At 40.2% G+C, this 19752-nt stretch carries 13 protein-coding genes; 11 read left to right on the plus strand and 2 right to left on the minus strand.

What is annotated here, in order from left to right; all coding sequences use genetic code 11:
* Window positions 1-16 precede the first annotated feature (16 nt).
* The 4 genes from ACSLUF_RS06960 (at window position 17) to ACSLUF_RS06975 (ending at window position 7510) form a co-directional block, all read left to right on the plus strand.
* Complete coding sequence (locus ACSLUF_RS06960; RefSeq protein WP_435625384.1) at window positions 17-4444, plus strand: translocation/assembly module TamB domain-containing protein; 4428 nt, start codon at window positions 17-19, stop codon at window positions 4442-4444.
* A 131-nt stretch (window positions 4445-4575) separates the two neighbouring features.
* Window positions 4576-5562 carry a 6-phosphofructokinase gene (pfkA, locus tag ACSLUF_RS06965; protein WP_435625385.1) on the plus strand — a complete coding sequence of 329 codons (987 nt, stop codon included), beginning with the start codon at window positions 4576-4578 and terminating at the stop codon, window positions 5560-5562.
* Between the two features lie 21 nt (window positions 5563-5583).
* Entirely contained in the window at window positions 5584-6585 is a 1002-nt protein-coding gene (gene gap / locus ACSLUF_RS06970) for a type I glyceraldehyde-3-phosphate dehydrogenase (RefSeq protein ID WP_435625386.1), read from the plus strand.
* Between the two features lie 73 nt (window positions 6586-6658).
* Window positions 6659-7510 (plus strand): N-acetylglucosamine kinase, encoded by an 852-nt coding sequence (locus ACSLUF_RS06975; protein ID WP_435625387.1) that lies wholly within the window; start codon window positions 6659-6661, stop codon window positions 7508-7510.
* Here ACSLUF_RS06975 and ACSLUF_RS06980 read toward each other — a convergent pair.
* Entirely contained in the window at window positions 7503-7883 is a 381-nt protein-coding gene (locus ACSLUF_RS06980) for a RidA family protein (protein WP_435625388.1), read from the minus strand. The genes ACSLUF_RS06975 and ACSLUF_RS06980 overlap by 8 nt on opposite strands.
* 31 nt (window positions 7884-7914) lie before the next feature.
* Window positions 7915-10545: a putative LPS assembly protein LptD gene (locus ACSLUF_RS06985; RefSeq protein WP_435625389.1), complete on the minus strand. Its 2631-nt coding sequence runs from the start codon at window positions 10543-10545 to the stop codon at window positions 7915-7917.
* A gap of 184 nt (window positions 10546-10729) precedes the next feature.
* On the opposite strand from ACSLUF_RS06985, the gene ACSLUF_RS06990 reads away from it, so the two are divergent.
* The 7 genes from ACSLUF_RS06990 to bshA all read left to right on the plus strand — a co-directional run bounded on the left by ACSLUF_RS06990 (window position 10730) and on the right by bshA (window position 19745).
* Window positions 10730-11929 carry an N-acetylmuramoyl-L-alanine amidase family protein gene (locus ACSLUF_RS06990; RefSeq protein WP_435625390.1) on the plus strand — a complete coding sequence of 400 codons (1200 nt, stop codon included), beginning with the start codon at window positions 10730-10732 and terminating at the stop codon, window positions 11927-11929.
* A gap of 69 nt (window positions 11930-11998) precedes the next feature.
* Window positions 11999-12964 carry an MlaD family protein gene (locus ACSLUF_RS06995; protein WP_435625391.1) on the plus strand — a complete coding sequence of 322 codons (966 nt, stop codon included), beginning with the start codon at window positions 11999-12001 and terminating at the stop codon, window positions 12962-12964.
* 3 nt (window positions 12965-12967) lie between these two features.
* Window positions 12968-14290 carry a 4Fe-4S dicluster domain-containing protein gene (locus ACSLUF_RS07000; RefSeq protein WP_435625392.1) on the plus strand — a complete coding sequence of 441 codons (1323 nt, stop codon included), beginning with the start codon at window positions 12968-12970 and terminating at the stop codon, window positions 14288-14290.
* 10 nt (window positions 14291-14300) lie between these two features.
* On the plus strand, window positions 14301-15086 hold the full coding sequence (locus ACSLUF_RS07005) for a (Fe-S)-binding protein (protein ID WP_435625393.1): 786 nt from the start codon (window positions 14301-14303) through the stop codon (window positions 15084-15086).
* A gap of 1 nt (window position 15087) precedes the next feature.
* Entirely contained in the window at window positions 15088-15570 is a 483-nt protein-coding gene (locus ACSLUF_RS07010) for an ABC transporter ATPase (RefSeq protein WP_435625394.1), read from the plus strand.
* 93 nt (window positions 15571-15663) lie between these two features.
* Window positions 15664-18573: a glycoside hydrolase family 3 N-terminal domain-containing protein gene (locus tag ACSLUF_RS07015; RefSeq protein WP_435625395.1), complete on the plus strand. Its 2910-nt coding sequence runs from the start codon at window positions 15664-15666 to the stop codon at window positions 18571-18573.
* A gap of 29 nt (window positions 18574-18602) precedes the next feature.
* Window positions 18603-19745, plus strand: a complete 1143-nt coding sequence (gene bshA / locus ACSLUF_RS07020) for an N-acetyl-alpha-D-glucosaminyl L-malate synthase BshA (protein ID WP_435625396.1) — start codon at window positions 18603-18605, stop codon at window positions 19743-19745.
* Window positions 19746-19752: the final 7 nt, after the last annotated feature.

Raw genomic sequence — 19752 nt, forward strand, 5'->3', positions numbered from 1 at the left:
ATCCATTCTACTGATAATGGTGTTGGGTTCTTTGGTACTTTCTATTCCCGCGGTCCAAACTCGGCTCGCTAAATACGCCACAGAATCCTTGAATGAAGAGTTCGGGACCAATATTCGCATTGATAGGCTAAGTCTTTCCTTATTTAGCTTGAATACAGGGCTGAAAGGCATTTACGTGGAAGATCATAAACAAGATACCTTGGCCTATATCCACAAATTATCATCCTCAATTCTGAATTTGAGGAACATGGCCAATGGAAAAATGGAATTTGGTGATATTGAATTGGATGGGTTGATTTTTCATTTGACCACCTACGAGGGAGAGCGAGATACCAATTTGGATGTTTTTGTAGCTAAATTGGATGACGGTCAACCTAGAGCACCGGGAACCCCACCCTTTTTTATGGCATCGGATGAGATAGAAATTTCAGAAGGAAGCTTTGTACTAAGGGATGAGAATTTGGAAACCCAGGAAACGCTCAACTTTACGAATCTTAAAGTACATGCCAGCGATTTCCAAATTCTGGGTCCAGAGGTGAGCTTAAAAATCAATGATTTGGCGTTGGATACTAAAAGGGGAATCCATTTAGAGCAATTGTCAACGGATTTCAAGTATACCAAACAGCAGATGCGATTTGATTCCTTGAAAATTAAAACAGAACAGTCCGAGCTTATTGGAAATTTGGTGTTTGATTATAATCGAGAGGACTTTTCGGAGTTTTTGGATAAAGTGAATATCAATGCTGAGTTCACCGAATCTACGGTAGCCCTAAACGAAATCAATACATTTTATAATGAATTTGGGTCTGATAAGTTAGTATCCTTCTCATCAAAAATAAGTGGTGTCTGTAATAATCTCGAAGTGAAGGACTTGTTTTTAAGGTCTGAGAACACAGGAATACGAGGTGATTTTGTATTTCAGAATCTCTTCAGTAGAACAGCTCCTTTTATTTTGCAGGGTGATATCGAGAATTTGACATCCAGCTACTATCAGCTAAGGGCTCTATTGCCAGATATCCTAGGAAAAAGTATCCCTTCATCTTTTCAGAAATTGGGACAGTTTACCATAAGGGGAAATACAGAGATTACCGAAACATCCCTAGATGTAAAAGTAAATCTCAATACGGCAATCGGAAGTAGTTATACCGATTTACAAATGACCAATATCCAGACCATAGATGATGCTTCCTATATTGGTTTTATATCTCTTATTGACTTTGATTTGGGCAATTTTGTAGAAGACGACCAATTGGGATTGGCAAGTTTGGATGTAAATGTAGAGGGGAAAGGGTTTATTTCGGAATATCTCAACACTGAAGTAATAGGTGAGGTGTATAGTCTTGAATTTAATGGCTATGAATACAACGAACTTCGGGTTTCCGGAATACTTAAGGAGGAACTTTTTGATGGCTCCTTGGTCAGTAATGATGAAAACTTTAAGTTCGATTTCAAAGGTTTAGCTGACTTTGGGGAACAATCCAATACCTTCAATTTTATAGCTTCCGTGGACCATGCGAACCTCAAGCGATTGAATTTTATCAATGACAGCATTTCTGTTTTCAAGGGTAATTTGAATATGGATATAGAAGGTAATTCCTTGGATAATTTAATTGGACAGGTTAGATTTTCGAATACCACCTATCAAAATAAAAATGAAACCTATTATTTTCAGGATTTCGCGGTTTCCTCATCTTTTGATGCCGATACGGTCAGGACTGTAGAAATAAACTCTCCGGATATTATCACAGGTTATGTGAAAGGAAAATTTAAGGTAGAGGAAATTGGCAAATTGGTCCAAAACTCTATCGGTAGCATCTACACAAATTATAGGCCTTTTGAAATATCCGATGGGCAAGAACTTAGTTTCAATTTTAAAATCTACAACAAGATAGTCGATGTTTTTTTTCCGGAAGTTTCCTTTGATGCAAATACATTTATAAGAGGAGACATTGTTGCTGATGAAGGGGATTTTAAATTAACCTTCAAGTCACCGAACATTAAGGCTTACGGAAATGAGTTTGAAAACTTGGAGTTAAAAATTGATAATGAGAATCCACTCTTTAATACCTTCCTTTCGGTAGAGGACATGGCCACGGTCTACTACGATGTGAAAGACTTCAACTTAATTAATACCACACTAAAGGATACCCTGTTCTTTAGAACTGAGTTCAAAGGGGGAAGAGGGCTCGATGACAGTTACAATCTGAATTTTTATCACACGTTCAACAAAGACAATAAATCTGTAATAGGCCTGAAAAAGTCAGAAATGAACTTTAAAGGGAATACCTGGGTACTAAATAAGGAGGGTAATACGAAAAACAAGGTTGTGCTGAATAGGACTTTGGACAGTATTTGGATTGAGGATTTGGTGATGGACAATGAAAACGAGGAGCAAATAAGGTTAAGAGGTGAATTGGCCGATTCAACTTATAAAGATTTGGACCTACAGTTCAAAATAGTGTCATTGAACAAGATAACCCCCGAAGTGGATAGTTTAAAATTGGATGGTACGGTAAATGGTTTCCTAAATATCCTTCAAAAGGAGGGAAAGTACTTGCCAACCTCAAGTCTAAACGTTGAAAATCTAAGCGTAAACGATACAAGACTAGGCGATTTGGAAATTGGAATTTTTGGGAACAACGACCTTACGCAATTTGGGATAAGTACTTGGTTGGATGATAATGGAAGGGAAAAAATGTCCATTAATGGAAAGCTAACCAATAAAAACCAGGACACGCGATTAGATCTTACTGCAAATTTCACTGATTTTGATATGGAGCCTTTTAGCCCATTGGGAGAGGATGTTATTTCCAATATTCGTGGAAAAATAAGCGGAAATGTAAAGGTAATTGGCAAGGCGGAAAACCCATCTATCAATGGGAATTTAACGCTTAACGAAGCTGGGTTGGGTATACCCTATCTAAACGTGGATTATGACTTCGCCCCGTTCTCAAGAGTGCGGTTGTTTGATCAGACATTTTATTTTGAAAATATAGGCCTGTCGGATGTGGCTGAAGGTACTACCGCCACTCTGGACGGCACAATAAATCATACCGCCTTTGGAGACTGGTCCTTGGATTTGGATGTGGATACCAACAATGATCGGTTTATGATTTTGAATACCGATTTTGATGAAGAGGCGTTGTATTATGGTACCGGATTCATTAATGGAACAGGTAGTATATATGGGCCCACTGAAGGTTTAACCATTTCCGTGGATGCCACCACAGGACCGGGTACCTCCTTGAAAATACCCTTAAGTGATGTAACTTCAGTAGGAGACTATTCGTTTATCAATTTTATTGAAAAAAAGGGTACGGAAACCTTTAGGGAACAACGTGTTTTACAGGATTATGAAGGATTGGAGATGGCGTTTGACTTGGCTGTAACTCCAGATGCGGAAGTCGAAATTGTGGTAGATCAAAATACGGGTAGCTCCTTAAAAGGAACAGGTGAAGGAATCTTGCTGATAGAAATCAATACCAACGGAAAATTCAACATGTATGGGGAATTTGTGGCGGTTACTGGGGAATATAACTTCAAGTACGGTGGTGTTATCGATAAAAAGTTTCAAGTACGTCCAGGCGGTACCATTCTCTGGGAACGAGACCCGCTAGCGGCCCAACTTAATTTAGAAGCCGTCTACGCGCTCAATGCCAATCCTGCTCCATTGTTAGATAATCAAGGTTTATCTCGGGGACGAATACCTACCGAGGTTGTTGTTCGATTAAATGGGGAATTGGAAAACCCGAATATTAGTTTTGACATCGATTTTCCCGGAACTAACTCAGTAATACAGTCGGAGTTGGAATACAGATTACAAGACCCAACTGTTAAAGAAAGGAATGCTTTTTTCCTTATGGCACAGGGAACTTTTGTAGATGATCAAACAGGTTTAAATCAGCAATTGGTAACCGGAAATTTGATTCAAACCGCATCCGGTCTATTGAATCAAATATTGGCTGGAGATAATGATAAGCTGAATTTTGGACTATCTTATGAGCAGGGACAGGGGCTGTTGGACCCTAATGCAGATTTTCAAACAGAGAACCGAATAGGGGTTACGGTATCCACACAAATCTCAGATAGAGTGTTGGTGAATGGTCGACTGGGTGTTCCGGTGGGAGGAGTTTCCGAAACGGTAGTGGCCGGAGATGTTGAGGTACAAGTATTGTTGAACGAAGAAGGTACCTTAAGTGCAAAAATCTTTAATAGGGAAAACCAGATACAGCAGTTTTTGGCGGAAAGGCAGGGATATACACAAGGTTTGGGTCTTTCCTATCAAGTGGATTTCAACAGTTTTAAAGAGCTGATGCGGAAGATTTTCAAAAAGAAAGAAAAAATAGAAAATACGGCTCCGGTACAATCCACAGAAATCATGGGAAAGGATAGTCTTATTCGATTTAAACCCAAGAATTCGACGGCTAAGAGAACACTGAATTAATATTGATTTTTTAGTACTTTTTCGCCGAAAATTTTACGAAAACGTTTGCGAAAACCCTTGATTACAAATTACTTAATATCTCATTCGTTAATTAAATAAAGTTTCCTAGTTTTGCCAACTTAAAGTGTTCAATGGCTTCAGAAATTAAAAAAATAGGTGTGTTCACATCGGGGGGAGATTCTCCCGGAATGAATGCCGCTATACGCTCTGTAGTACGTACTTGCGCTTATCTGAAATTGGAGTGTGTAGGTATTTATAGAGGATACCAGGGGATGATTGAAGGGGACTTTAAACTTATGGATGCCCGAAGTGTAAACAACATTATCAATAAAGGTGGAACTATTCTAAAATCAGCCCGATGTGATGATTTCCGCACTCCAGCAGGTAGACAAAAAGCTTTTGACCAATTAACGGCAGAGGGTATTGATGCCATCGTAGTTATAGGCGGTAATGGTAGCTTTGCGGGTGCTCTTGCATTAAATGAGGAGTTTAATTTTCCTGTAATCGGTATTCCCGGTACAATTGACAATGATATTTTAGGTTCTAGCTATACAATCGGCTTTGATACAGCTATCAATACCGTGGTAGGGGCAATAGATAAAATTAGGGACACAGCAAGTTCACATAATCGACTATTCTTTGTAGAAGTTATGGGAAGGGATGTGGGGCATATAGCCTTGAATGCAGGCGTTGGAGCTGGAGCAGAGGAAATTTTGATTCCAGAACAAAACTTAGGTCTGGAAAGATTGTTGGAATCCCTAAAGCGAAGTAAGAAATCGGGAAAATCTTCCAGTATTGTAATTGTTGCTGAGGGGGACAAGACGGGTAAAAATGTGTTTGAACTCAAAGAATATGTTGAAGAACACCTGCCCATCTACGATGTTCGGGTTTCTGTATTGGGACATATGCAAAGGGGAGGAAATCCCACCTGTTTTGATAGGGTTTTGGCCAGTAGAATGGGGGTAAAGGCCGTGGAGAGTCTTTTGGAAGGAAAATCCAATTACATGGTAGGTGTTCGAGATACCAAACTTATTCTCACCCCAATTAGCGAAGCTATCAAGGCACACACTGACATAGACGAAGAACTCATTCGAGTTTCAGACATAATGACTACATAATTAAAAACTAAACACGAGGAAATGGCGAATTTAAAAATAGGAATCAACGGATTCGGTAGAATAGGTAGGTTGGTATTCAGGGCTACGGTGCAAAGAGACAATGTTGATGTGGTTGCCATCAACGATTTATTGGATGTGGAGCACCTTGCATATTTATTGGAGTACGATTCAGTGCATGGTAGATTTGATGGAACTGTGGAAGTAAAAGACGGTAATTTGATTGTAAATGGAAAGATCGTTCGTGTTACCGCAGAGAGGGACCCTAAAAATTTAAAATGGGATGAAGTGGGTGCTGATGTTGTTGCCGAATGTACGGGGATATTCACAACTCTTGAAACCGCGCAATATCATATAGACGGAGGAGCCAAAAAAGTGGTGATTTCCGCACCTTCCAAGGATGCACCAATGTTCGTAATGGGTGTTAATCACGATGAGGTGAAAGCGTCGGACACCATTGTTTCCAATGCTTCATGTACTACAAACTGTTTGGCTCCTTTGGCCAAAGTACTGGACGATACCTTTGGTATTGAGGAAGGATTGATGACCACAGTACACGCTACAACCGCAACACAAATGACGGTGGACGGACCTTCCAGAAAGGATTATCGTGGAGGACGTGGAGCTCTTTTAAACATCATTCCAGCATCTACTGGTGCCGCCAAAGCAGTTACCAAGGTAATTCCAGCTCTTGAAGGTAAATTGACAGGTATGGCATTTAGAGTGCCTACTTCTGATGTTTCTGTGGTTGACCTTACTGTAAAGTTGGAGAAAGAGACTTCATATGATGAAATCAAAAAGGTATTCAAGGCAGCTTCGGAAAATGAGTTGAATGGAATTTTAGGCTATACGGAGGAACCTGTCGTTTCCCAAGATTTTGTTGGAGATGCCAGAACGAGCATTTTTGATGCTGGTGCTGGTATTGAATTGAACTCCAAATTCTTTAAGGTAGTTTCTTGGTACGATAATGAGGCTGGATATTCCAACAAACTTGTGGATTTGGCCGAGCACGTGGCCCAGCTATAATTTAGTATCTTACATAAAATTGATTTGAGGGTGCTGACGGCGCCCTCAAAATTTTAACCTAAATACCAACCAAATGATACTGATTGTTGATAGTGGAGCCACAAAATCAGATTGGATTGCCCTAGATGAAAAGGGCGATGAGCTTTTCCTTACCCAAACTTTGGGATTAAGTCCTGAAGTACTTTCAAGAGAAGTAATTGAAGATAGATTGGCCAACAATTTTGATTTGTCACAAAACAGGGAGAAGGTCAGTCAACTCTATTTTTATGGCGCGGGATGTGGTACAGACCGAATGAAGAACTTTTTAAAGGAAATCTTTAAGGATTTCTTTCCCAATGCCAAAGCTGAAGTTCGCGAGGATACGTATGCTGCCATTTATTCTACTACGAAAATTGGACACCAAGGTATAGTTTGTATCCTAGGCACAGGCTCCAATTGTAGCTACTACGATGGTCATCAATTGTTTCAAAAAGTAACCTCATTGGGATATATTTTGATGGATGATGGAAGTGGTAACTTTTTTGGGAGGAAACTTTTACGGGATTACTATTTTCATAAGATGCCGCAAGACCTGGGCATACGTTTCGCCAAGGAATACAATTTGGATGCGGATGTAATCAAAGATCATCTATACAAGCAGCCGAATCCAAATACCTATTTGGCCACTTTTGCCCGATTTATCATTGAGAATAAGGAACATCCCTATTGCAAAGGGGTAATAGACAAAGGGCTTCAACAATTTGTAAACAACTACATCATGCAATTTGAGTTGGCCACTAAGGTACCCATTCACTTCGTGGGCAGTATTGCCCATTTTTTAAAGGATGAGTTGGCCACAGTTCTTGAGCGCAACGATTTAATTTTAGGTGTAATCCGAAGAAGACCAATTGAAGGTCTAATGGAATTCCACAAGCAGACTATTTAACGGCAATCATAGATATCTCCACATTCACGAAAGCCGGAAGATTTGCTACTTCAACCGTTTCTCGTGCAGGAGCAGTTTCAGCATCAAAATAGGCTCCGTAGGCTTCATTGATTTGAGCGAATTGATGCATATCCTTAATGAAGATGGAAGTTTTTACCACGTTCTCAAAAGTCATCCCTGCTTCTTGTAGTATCGCTTTCAAGTTATCCATGGATTGTGTGGTTTCTGCCTTAATATCCCCCTCAACTAAATTCCCGGTAGCTGGGTCAATAGGAATCTGACCAGAAATATACAGGGTATCCTTAATTAATACAGCTTGATTGTATGGGCCTATAGGCGCTGGTGCCTTAGGTGTGTTGATGATAGTCTTCATGGTTTTAAATAATTTAGAACTAAAGATAGTTTTATCTTTGGAATGGCTGACTTCTATTTTCCCATTTAAGGTCGCTAAGGATAGAACTTTTAATTCCAATAAAGAAATACCAGCGTTCAAATTGTCCAAAAGGAGTCCAGTCGAAACTTATCCGGAAACTGTCCAAATCTCTATTAAATATAAACCGGGTGTCGGTAAAGCCTTTATTTCTAAAATCGTAGCCCGAATTAAAGCCCACTTCCCATTTAGGGGTTAACTTAACATTTCCTGAAAACATTAAGGAATGATTGGTGAGTTCTCGTTGCCGGTTGCTATTGTTATAAGTTGCCACATAGGTAAATCGAGCATCCCAGGGTAGCTTATTGGAGTAGGTTGGATTTTCAACATTGCCCTGATCGTCCTCCTCCCTATCGAAAAAAGTTTGCCCGGTTTGGGCAGCATTGTCCAACGCAAAGGGATTTTCACCGTAGCCCGGGTCTTGTTGTTGGTTCTCATCGTCATCCCTCTTTTTTGCCCCCCCTTTTTTAAACATATCGCTATTTAAGGAAAAGCCTGTATTTATTCGAGCAGAAGTCAACCGAAACAAACCGCCCCCATTGTTGATGTTCAGCGTATTGATTCGTCGTCCATTGTTATCTATGGCAAAAGGGTCAAATGTCGCCGCAAAGTTTATTGGAACGTTTTTTATGATTTCTGTGGCTCCATTCATGCTAATGGGGCTCAATTTGAGGGAATCTGCCTCAAAGTTATAACTGGTGGTAAAAGTAAGGTTACTCAGAATACTCACCTTTTTGGGTTCGATTGCCGTTGAATCTTTATCCCGAACTTTCGCCTCCAAGGTGTTTTGCAAGGAAAAACTCATTGAATTGCTTCGGTTCAAGGAAGGTCTCCCGTATAGGCTTGTTTCAAAAGGGGTAAACTGGACTTCTTCCCCGTTTCCATCAACAAAAGTATCAAAGAACTGCTCAAAAGAGGGTGCATAACTATAACTGATGGAAGGTCGTATTACATGGCGAATCGCCTGTATTTTTTTGTCTTCACCAAAATTGAAGGTACCGTACAAGGTCGTACCAACTGAGGCGCCCATACTGTAGCGGTTAAATCTGTCGAAGCCGGCTATGGTATCTGTGACTACCTCCTCTAAATCTTCATCAAATCTTCGATTTATGGTTTCCAGTGTCCAGACATCCTCATAATTCCCATTAAGGGTAACGCTTAGGTATTTGGCCACTTTAAAGTTGGTAGCCAAAGGAATTCTATGGCGAGCCCCAATTTGAGCATCTGCAAACGAAAAGTCGTCTTCATCCGTAGTTATGGTATTCTGCGCATTTACATCATACTGAAAGTTGACATTTTGAATCAACCCCTTTTTTATCCCATCTCTTTTGGCAAAAGGAAAAATACGCTCCATACTCGCTTGAAAGGTTGGAAGTGACATTACGATTTGTTCAGTTCTAGAGTTTTGGGTATGACTAAGGGTGATGCTCGAATTTACAGAAGGATATGCAGGAAAGGTCTTGGAATAGCTTATGGAAGAAGCAAACGTATTGGTCTGAACGTCATTTCGATTTACTTGATTTAAGGAATTCGAGAAAAACTGACTACTTCCTAAATTCACAGATGCGGAAAACCTTGAATTCGGACTTGCTTTGGGATCTTGGCTATGCTGAATCCTAATGTTGTAATTGGTAGACCTATTAAAATCACTAAAACCTCGTTGACTCTGAATTAAATTCTCAAAACTAAAATTTATGTTCCCTCTAAACTTATAGCGCTGGGTGTAAACAGATTGACCTCGAAAGCCCCAACTTCCGTTGGTATAGTAATCCCCAGTAATACTTAGGTCAACATAGTCGTTAAAGGGAAAGTAATATCCCCCATTTTGGATGAAATACCCTCGCTGTGGGTCGTTCCCAAAGGTTGGAAAAATTAAACCGGCGGTTCGACCTGTTGTCAGCGGAAAATAAGCAAAAGGTAGGGCAATGGGAGTAGGCACATCTGCGATGTACATATTACTAAAACCAGCAATGATTTTCTTTTTAGGGACAAACTTGGCTTTCCTAATTCTAATGTAATAATCGGGATTGACCGTATCCTTGGAAGTGGTCAATTTACCCTCACTCAAAAAATAAACAGAATCATTTTCCTTTTTTGTGATTTCAGCATAAACCTTCATGGCATCACTACCCAACTGGCCTAGACCTGCCTGTTGCTCCGTTCTGGAGTTCCAGATTAATGCTTTTTCCGTATCAAAATTAAAACGTATAGAGTCCGGCCTTACCTCATTCGTTCCCTGTTTGAAGTAGGGGAATTGACTATATGTGCCTGTAGAATCTTTGATTCTACCTGCGTATACCTCATTTTTTATATAATCCAAAACGATGATACCCGCTTTCAGCTCGGTATCTTGATAATAAATTTCAGCCTCGTCGTAGAGATAAATTTTATTCTCGGATTGACTCAACTTTACGTAATCTTTGGCTTTGTACTTAATTTGGTCAAGCAAGGCAGCTTGTTTTTTTGGAAGGGTATCCGAGTCTACAGAGTCAACTACAATTGAATCATTTAAAATATTTGGCGGAAGCAAAGGAGCTACTATGCTGTCCTGTAATGCCTTTATAGGAAGAGGAGTTATAGGGTCCTCTTGTGCAAGGGAATGCATTGAAAAGCCTAGGAGAACAAATAGGAAAATGAAAAGATGTTTGTTTGATTGCAACGTGATAAATCCTATTTTTGTGCTAGTTTGGCCTAGTTTTTGGGCTCAAACTTACATATATTTTTTCTTCTGTTACTGGGGGATTACAATATTTTTAACCATAACGGAATGCTAAAATTCTTGAGTACTTATGTCAATACGCCCGTTGTTTTTTTTAGTTGGTTTGCTCTTAATTCTCCCACTAAGCTCCTTTACCAAAAATAATACCGAAGTCCCTCCAAAAGACAAATTTATTGTGGTGCTTGATGCCGGTCATGGGGGTCATGATCCAGGTAATTTGGGAAATGGCTATTTGGAAAAGGACATAGCGCTTCAAATTGTGTTGAAGGCAGGAAAGGAGTTGGAGAAAAATCCAAATATTAAGGTAATCTACACAAGGAAAGACGACACTTTTGTAGACCTCTACGTACGGGGTAAAATTGCCAATGAAGCCAACGCAGACTTGTTTGTTTCCGTCCACTGCGACTCCCATACCTCCCAGGCGTATGGCGCTGGGACCTTTGTTTTGGGATTACATGCAAACCGGCAAAACTTTGAGGTAGCCAAGAAAGAAAACTCGGTGATCTATCTAGAGGATGACTACGAACAACGATATGCACAATATGATATTAATTCTCCTGAATCAGTAATAGGATTGACCATTATGCAGGAGGAGTTTTTACAGCAAAGTATACTCTTGGGTAAGAAGCTTCAGGACAATTTCACTGTAAAACTCAAAAGAAAAGATAGAAAAGTAAAACAAGCGGGATTCATTGTTTTACACCAGACATTTATGCCCAGTGTTTTAATTGAGGCTGGGTTCTTGACAAATAAAAATGAAGGAACCTATCTAAATTCCTCCAAAGGACAAATTGAAATGGGCAAGGCCATAGCCAATGCTATAATAGCTTATAAGGAAGATTTAGATAAAGGGGTGGTGGTTGATGATGTCCCCGAGAAAGCCCCGGAAGATACTAGCGTGGCTTTGGATATTCCCAAAGAAGAAACTACAATAGCAAAGGAAGAAACTAAGAAGCCTTCAGAAACAAAAACAATCCCCCCAGCCACGGTTACGAAAAACAAGGAGGAAACATCGAGTGATTTGGTTTTTAAGGTACAGCTAATGGCAAGTTCCCGTAACATTCCTTTGGATAAGGCCAGGTTCAACGGATTGGATGTCCTCTCAAAAGAGCCATTCAAGAATTTATACCGTTATATGTATGGCAATGCCAAAACCTATGATGAGGCAAAAAAACTGAAGTCGGAAGCAGATGCCAAAGGATATACAACTTCGTATATAGTGGTGTACAAAAAGGGCACTCGAGTGCCCTTGAAAGAGGCCTTAAAGTAGCTCATCGGAAAGTCTTGCCCCCTTCCTAAAATTATTCCTAATTTTGTTTGAAACAGAAAATCGGACCTTTTGAAACTAACCCGAGAGATTAAAACTGGGATTATTGTACTTACGGGTATCGTAGCCTTTGTTTTTGGACTGAGTTATTTGAAATCCTCTTCAATTTTTGAAAATTCAAGAACGCTTTATGCGGTATATGAGCATGTGGGTGGACTACAACCCGGAACGCAAGTGACGATAAACGGGCTCAATGTGGGTAACGTGAGCAGTATCCGTTTTAAGGACAATACCGGAAAACTGTTGGTGACACTTTCCATCAATAGCAATTTCGAATTCTCCAAAAGTAGTGAGGCCGAGCTTTACGATACGGGAATAATTGGAGGGAAGGGAATTCAGATAAACCCAGTTTTTAACGGAGAACGAAATGCACAATCGGGAGACACCTTGGTTACTTCCACAAGACCTGGAATTACGGAATTGGTGCAACAAAAACTCACACCATTACAACTTAAGGTAGAAGGTGCGGTTTCACATGCTGACTCTCTTTTGATGAACGTAAATACCATTTTGGATGAGCCCACAAAAATGGAATTACAAAGAGGAATTAAAGGATTAAGTGAGCTTATAGCCTCTTTTAAAGGTAGCGCTGACAAACTGAATACCCTTTTGGAGGAAAATCAGGGACAATTGGACAACTCCTTAAAAAATGTTGATAATATCACCAATAATTTTTCAAAGCTTTCAGATTCTTTGGCGAATGCAGGTCTTGCGGAAACGGTCGCTAACTTTCAAACCACGGTTACTCGCTTAAATAACGTATTGGGTAAAATCGAGAAAGGGGAAGGCTCTCTTGGAAAACTGGCCAATGATGAAAAACTCTACAATAATTTGGCAGATGCTTCGCGAGAACTGGACTTATTGTTGCAAGATTTTAGATTGAACCCAAAACGCTACGTTAACGTTTCTGTCTTTGGTAAAAAGCAAAAAGAATACGAACTTCCCGAAGACGACCCAGCCTCCCAAAATCAAAATTAATACATGGAATATATTCCTAATATACTATTTGCTCTAGCCCTTATAGCTGGAATTGGTTTTTTTACAAAGAACGTTAAGAAACTTACCCGGAACATTAAATTGGGTAGGGATGTAGATGTCAGCGACAATAAGCCTCAACGTTGGAAAAATATGGCCCGAATTGCACTGGGCCAAACTAAAATGGTGGTTCGCCCGGTGGCAGGTTTAATGCATATCATTGTTTATGTTGGCTTCATTATTATCAACATAGAAGTATTGGAAATCATTATTGATGGTCTTTTGGGAACACATCGAATCTTTGCCCCTCTTGGTAGCATATATGATTTCTTAATCGGCTCCTTTGAGATTCTTGCTCTTTTGGTGATTGTGGCTGTAACTGTGTTTTGGGCGCGAAGAAATGCACTCAGATTAAAACGGTTTATCAAGCCTGAAATGGAGGGGTGGCCTAAAAAAGACGGAAACCTTATTCTTTATATTGAGTTAGTGCTGATGGGCTTATTCCTAACCATGAATGCTGCTGATTTCCAATTGCAACAACTTGGAGCACCTCATTATGTTGAAGCTGGTGCATTTCCCGTGAGTCAATATATTGCAGGCTTATTTGATGGGTTATCCATTTCAAATTTAATTCTCGTAGAGAGAACCGCTTGGTGGTTACACATTCTGGGAATTTTGGCTTTTTTGAATTACCTGTACTATTCCAAACATCTACATATTCTTTTGGCGTTCCCCAACACCTATTACGGGAAGCTTGGTCCACAAGGTGAATTCAACAATCTAGAAGCTGTGACCAATGAGGTTAAATTGATGATGGACCCTTCTGCGGACCCTTTTGCGGCAACGGATGATTCCGAAGGCGAACCGGAAAAATTTGGCGCCTCGGATGTGATGGATTTAAATTGGGTGCAACTATTGAATGCTTACACTTGTACCGAATGTGGGAGATGTACTTCGGAATGCCCTGCCAATCAAACCGGAAAAAAGCTTTCCCCAAGAAAAATCATGATGGATACCCGAGATAGGCTGGAAGAAGTAGGTAAAAACATGGACGCAAATAAAGGAGAATTTGTTCCCGATGGTAAACAATTGCTGGATGATTATATAAGTCGCGAGGAACTATGGGCATGTACTACGTGTAACGCCTGTGTTGAAGCGTGTCCAGTAAGTATTGACCCTTTATCCATCATCGTCGAAATGAGACGTTTTTTGGTAATGGAACAATCAGCGGCACCGATGGAATTGAATAATATGATGTCCAATATTGAAAATAACGGTGCGCCATGGCCCTACAACCAAATGGACCGTTTAAACTGGGTTAAGGAATAAAAGCGCAGAGATGAGTGAAGGATTGATTGTAAAAACAATGGAAGAGTTTATGGCCGAAGGAAAGCAACCGGAAATCCTGTTCTGGGTGGGTTCTGCCGGAAGTTATGATGATAGAGCGAAGAAAATTTCGCGAGCTTTCGTAAAAATTCTCAATACTGCCAATGTTGATTTTGCGGTTTTGGGACCAGAAGAAAGTAATACAGGTGATGTAGCCAAACGCGCTGGCAACGAATTTCTATTTCAAATGCAAGCCATGATGAATATTGAAGTCTTGAATGGCTATGAAATTAAGCGTATTGTAACCTGTGACCCGCATTCATTCAATACTTTAAAAAATGAATACCCCAGCCTTGGTGGAAATTATGAAGTGATTCATCACACCCAATTTATCAAGGAACTGTTGGATAGTGGAAGACTTTCCTTGGAGGGAAAAACCTATAAGGAAAAGCGCATTACTTTTCATGACCCCTGCTATTTGGGAAGGGCTAACTCCGTCTATGATGCACCAAGGGAGATTTTAAAAAAGACCAATGCGGATGTAGTGGAAATGAAACGCCACAAAAAGACAGCCTTGTGCTGTGGTGCTGGGGGCGCACAAATGTTCAAAGAGCCGGAAAAAGGGGATATGGATATTAACGTAATGCGTACCAAGGATGCTTTGGAAACCAATCCAAATATTATAGCTACCGGTTGCCCATACTGTAACACAATGATGACGGATGGAATAAAGGCACATGAAAAAGAAGATAGTGTTACAGTCTTGGATGTTGCCGAATTAATTGCAAATTCGATTTAAAATGCTAGTTGATTTTAATACACTTCCGGAGACATCAAGAATTTGGATATATCAATGTAACCGGACATTTTCCGATGAAGAGATAAGAGAGGTAAATGCCCTTACCCAGGATTTTTTGACCCAATGGACTGCCCATGGTGCTGACTTAAAAGCGGGTTTTGAAATACCCTACAACCGATTTTTGGTTATCGCACTGGACCAATCCATGAATAATGCTTCGGGTTGTTCTATTGATGCATCTGTGCATTTTATCCAACATTTGGAACAGCGGTTTCAAGTAGACCTATTGGATAAGATGAATGTATCTTTTAAACAGGGCGAGTATGTTGCTTACAAACCGTTGAAAGACTTCAAAAAAATGGCCAAAGAAAAAGCGGTTTCAAAGAATACAGTGGTTTTCAACAATTTGGTGGCTACCAAACAAGAGTATTTGGAACATTGGGAAGTGCCTGCAAGTGAAAGCTGGCATGCCCGATTTGTATAAGCGCATACCCTAATTTCTTCTAAAAGAGTGGTCGTTCTTCGATGAAATACAATATTTTTATGTGCTTAAAGTTCAAGTTCTAGACAGTTCTTTATGCGGATATACCTTTACTTTCCTTTTTTCTTATTGTTTTTTCTAGGAGCCAATGGACAAAGTCCTTTAGTGGCCAAGGATACTTTAGCTCAATTGGAATGGGTGAACACGGCCTATGAAAACATGACCTTGGAAGAAAAGGTAGGTCAGCTTTTCATGGTTAGTATTGGTTCTAATGAAGGAGATACCGCAGTAAATGGAATAGGCAATCTTATAGAAAATCACCAGATTGGAGGGGTTATTTTTTTGCGGGGAGAACCAACAGAGCAAGTACAACTTACCAACGACTTTCAGTCCAAATCCAAAACGCCACTTCTAATTGGAATGGATGCTGAATGGGGTCTAGCCATGCGGTTGGATTCTACCTACGCTTTCCCATGGAATATGACACTTGGGGCCATACAGGACAATAAAAGTGTTGAAAAAGTTGGATTCCAGATTGGAAAGCACGCCAAAAGAATTGGAGTGCACATCAATTTTGCTCCAGATATCGATGTGAACAACAACCCTAGGAATCCCATTATTGGAAATCGTTCCTTTGGTGAATCTCCCATAAATGTGGCCGAAAAAGGTATTGCCATCATGAGGGGAATGCAAAAGGCGGGAATTCTTGCTTGTGGCAAGCATTTTCCTGGACATGGAGATACGGATGTGGATTCGCACAAGGCTTTGCCCATAATTGACGCAGAACGGGAGCGTCTGGATTCTATCGAGTTGTATCCCTTCAAACAGCTCATCAAAAATGGTTTAAGCTCTACCATGGTGGCTCATTTAAATGTGCCTTGCTTGGAAAGTAGGGAAGGACATCCATCTTCACTTTCAAAAAGTATTATCTCAGACCTATTAATCAAGGAACTTGGATTCAAGGGTTTGGTTTTTACGGATGCTCTAAATATGAAGGCCGTTACCCAGTTCGCTGATGAAGGCGAAGTGGAATTGGAGGCTTTTTTAGCTGGAAGCGATGTGCTTTTAATGCCGGAAAATCCAAAAAGAGCTATTGCCCTTTTTATTACCGCCTATCAAAAGGGTAGAATTTCTGAAAATCGATTGGAACTATCGGTTAAAAAGATACTGATGGCTAAATATAAAGTTGGCCTTGCTAGCTATACCCCGGTTACTGAAGATAACTTGAATCAGGATTTAAATCAGGTCGAGAACGATATTGTGTACGAAGAAGCCATAGAGAATGCAATTACCGTAGCTAAAAACAACTTTTCCTTGCTTCCTATCAAGAATTTGGAAAACAAACGGATTGCTTATGTGCCGTTTGGGGATGCAGATGGGTCAGCTTTCTATGATATGCTTTCCAAATACACTGAGGTTACCTTGGTCAGAGAAAAGAATATATCAGATTACAAAAAGACACTTGCCAAATACAATCTAGTAATCATCGGCTTTCATAAGAATAATGATTCGCCTTGGAAACCGTATAGATTCAGCGATACTGAGCTGTATTGGCTTCAAGAAATTTCCAAATTACGAACTAGCAATACCATTCTCAGCGTTTTTGCCAAGCCCTATGCGTTATTGGATATAGTGAACTTTAATACTATAGACGCACTGACAGTAGGCTATCAGAATAGCAAACTTGCACAACAGAAGGTGGCACAGGGCATTTTTGGGGGAATTGGTGTTCGTGGTAAACTTCCTGTCTCAATCGGTTCAACCTTCCCAGTAGGCACGGGTATTGACCTTGAACCCATACAAAGGCTAGGGTACTCCATTCCTGAAAAAGTAGGTCTAAGCTCTGAAGGACTAAAAATGGTGGATAGTTTGGTTCATGTAGGGTTAGATTCTTTGATGTTTCCCGGGGCCCAAGTTTTGATAGCAAAGCGTGGGAAGGTGGTGTACAACAAGAACTTTGGAAAACCTACCTATGGAGCTGATACCCTGTTACAAGAGGACCATATTTATGATCTGGCTTCCTTGACCAAGATATTATCCACGCTGCCCATGATCATGAAAATGGAGGAAGAGGGAAATATTGCACTAAATGACACCTTTAAGGAGTTGGTTCCTGAATATAAAGATTCGGAATTAAAGGACGTGACTGTGCTTAAGGCACTTTCCCATTATGGTCGTTTACCCGCGTGGATAGCTTTTTATGTAGATACGCTAACGGAAGAGGGAAAGCCATCTTCAGATTTTTATCGAAATCATCCTGCAGATGGATTTCCATATAAAGTGGCCGAAAACCTCTATTTGACCTCTGCTTATAAAGATTCCATTTATAATAGAATTGGAAGGCAGGACTTAAAATCTAATCGCTATCGATATAGCGATGTCGGGTATTATGTTTTTAAAAAATATATTGAGGAGTTTTATGGAAGTCGTATCGATGAGTTGGTGGATAGGCTTTTTTACCGTCCTATGGGTCTTCAATACACAACATTCAATCCTTTGCGGAAGTTCAACAGAAAACAAGTAGTTCCTTCAGAGGAAGATACCTATTTCAGGTTTCAGACCATTCAGGGCTACGTACATGATATGGGAGCGGCAATGCAGGGTGGAGTAGGAGGGCATGCTGGTCTGTTTAGCAATGCAAATGATGTTGCCAAGATTATGCAAATGTACCTGCAAGGCGGAAGGTATGGCGGTAAGCGCTTTTTGGATGAAAGAACCATCCAAAAGTTCAATACCTGTTATTTTTGTCACAAAGAAGTCAGGAGAGGAGTAGGTTTTGATAAGCCCCAGCTCAAGGAAAAAGGACCGACTTGTGGATGCGTTTCCAGAAAAAGCTTTGGTCATAGTGGATTTACAGGCACATATACCTGGGCAGACCCGGAAGAAGAGCTGATATATGTTTTTCTATCCAACCGTACCTTTCCTTCGGCAAGTAACAATCTGCTGATAAAATCTGGCTTGCGAACACGGATACAGCAAGCAATTTATGATTCCATTATCAATTAAAAGTTGAATATAGCGTTAGATTTGTTCATATGAAGATTGCAATAGTTTGTTACCCAACATTTGGTGGTAGTGGTGTAGTGGCCACAGAACTGGGAATTGCCTTGGCCGAAAGAGGTCATGAGGTACACTTTGTAACCTACAAACAGCCAGTTCGACTTGGATTGTTGAACAATAATATCCATTTTCATGAAGTCCATGTGCCTGAGTATCCCTTATTCCACTATCAGCCGTACGAGTTGGCACTTTCCAGCAAGTTGGTGGATACCGTGAAGTTACATGGCATTGAACTATTACACGTGCATTACGCCATTCCGCATGCTTATGCTGGATATATGGCTAAGAAGATGTTATTGGAAGAAGGTATTTATGTACCCATGATTACCACCTTGCATGGAACGGATATTACTTTGGTTGGGAAACATCCCTATTATAAGCCCGCTGTCACGTTTAGTATCAATAAATCCGATATTGTAACAGCAGTATCTGAAAACTTGAAGCAAAGCACCCTTAAAATCTTTGATATCAAAAAAGAAGTTGAGGTAATACCGAATTTTATTGATTCTTCAAAGTACAGTCAAGACTATACGGATTGCCAACGCTCTTTGATGGCCAATGAAGATGAACGGATTGTAACCCATATTAGTAATTTCAGAAAGGTAAAGCGTATTTCAGACGTTATCGACGTGTTTTATCGCGTTCAAAAGGAAATCCCTGCAAAGCTAATTATGGTTGGAGAAGGTCCTGAAAAGGAAGGTGCAGAACTTCAATGTGATAAACTTGGAATTGCCGATAAAGTGATTTTTCTGGGAAACAGCAATGAAATTGACCGTATCCTTTGTTTTTCGGATTTATTCTTACTGCCTTCAAAATCAGAAAGTTTTGGTCTTGCAGCTTTGGAAGCCATGATAAACAAGGTTGCTGTAATCTCTAGTAATACCGGGGGTATTCCTGAAGTAAACATACATGGGGTATCCGGATTTTTGGCTGATGTCGGGGATGTGGAAGAAATGGCGGACAAAGCAATTCATATTCTTGAGGATGAGGAGGTGATGGAGAAGTTCAAAACCAATGCCAGGGAAGTTGCTTCGAAATTTGATATTTTAAATATCCTTCCCCTGTATGAGGAGGTATATGAAAAAGCATATAATTCACGATATAAGAATTCGTACTAGACATGAG

Source organism: Flagellimonas sp. (genome assembly GCF_965601775.1).
Taxonomy (GTDB): Bacteria; Bacteroidota; Bacteroidia; order Flavobacteriales; family Flavobacteriaceae; genus Flagellimonas.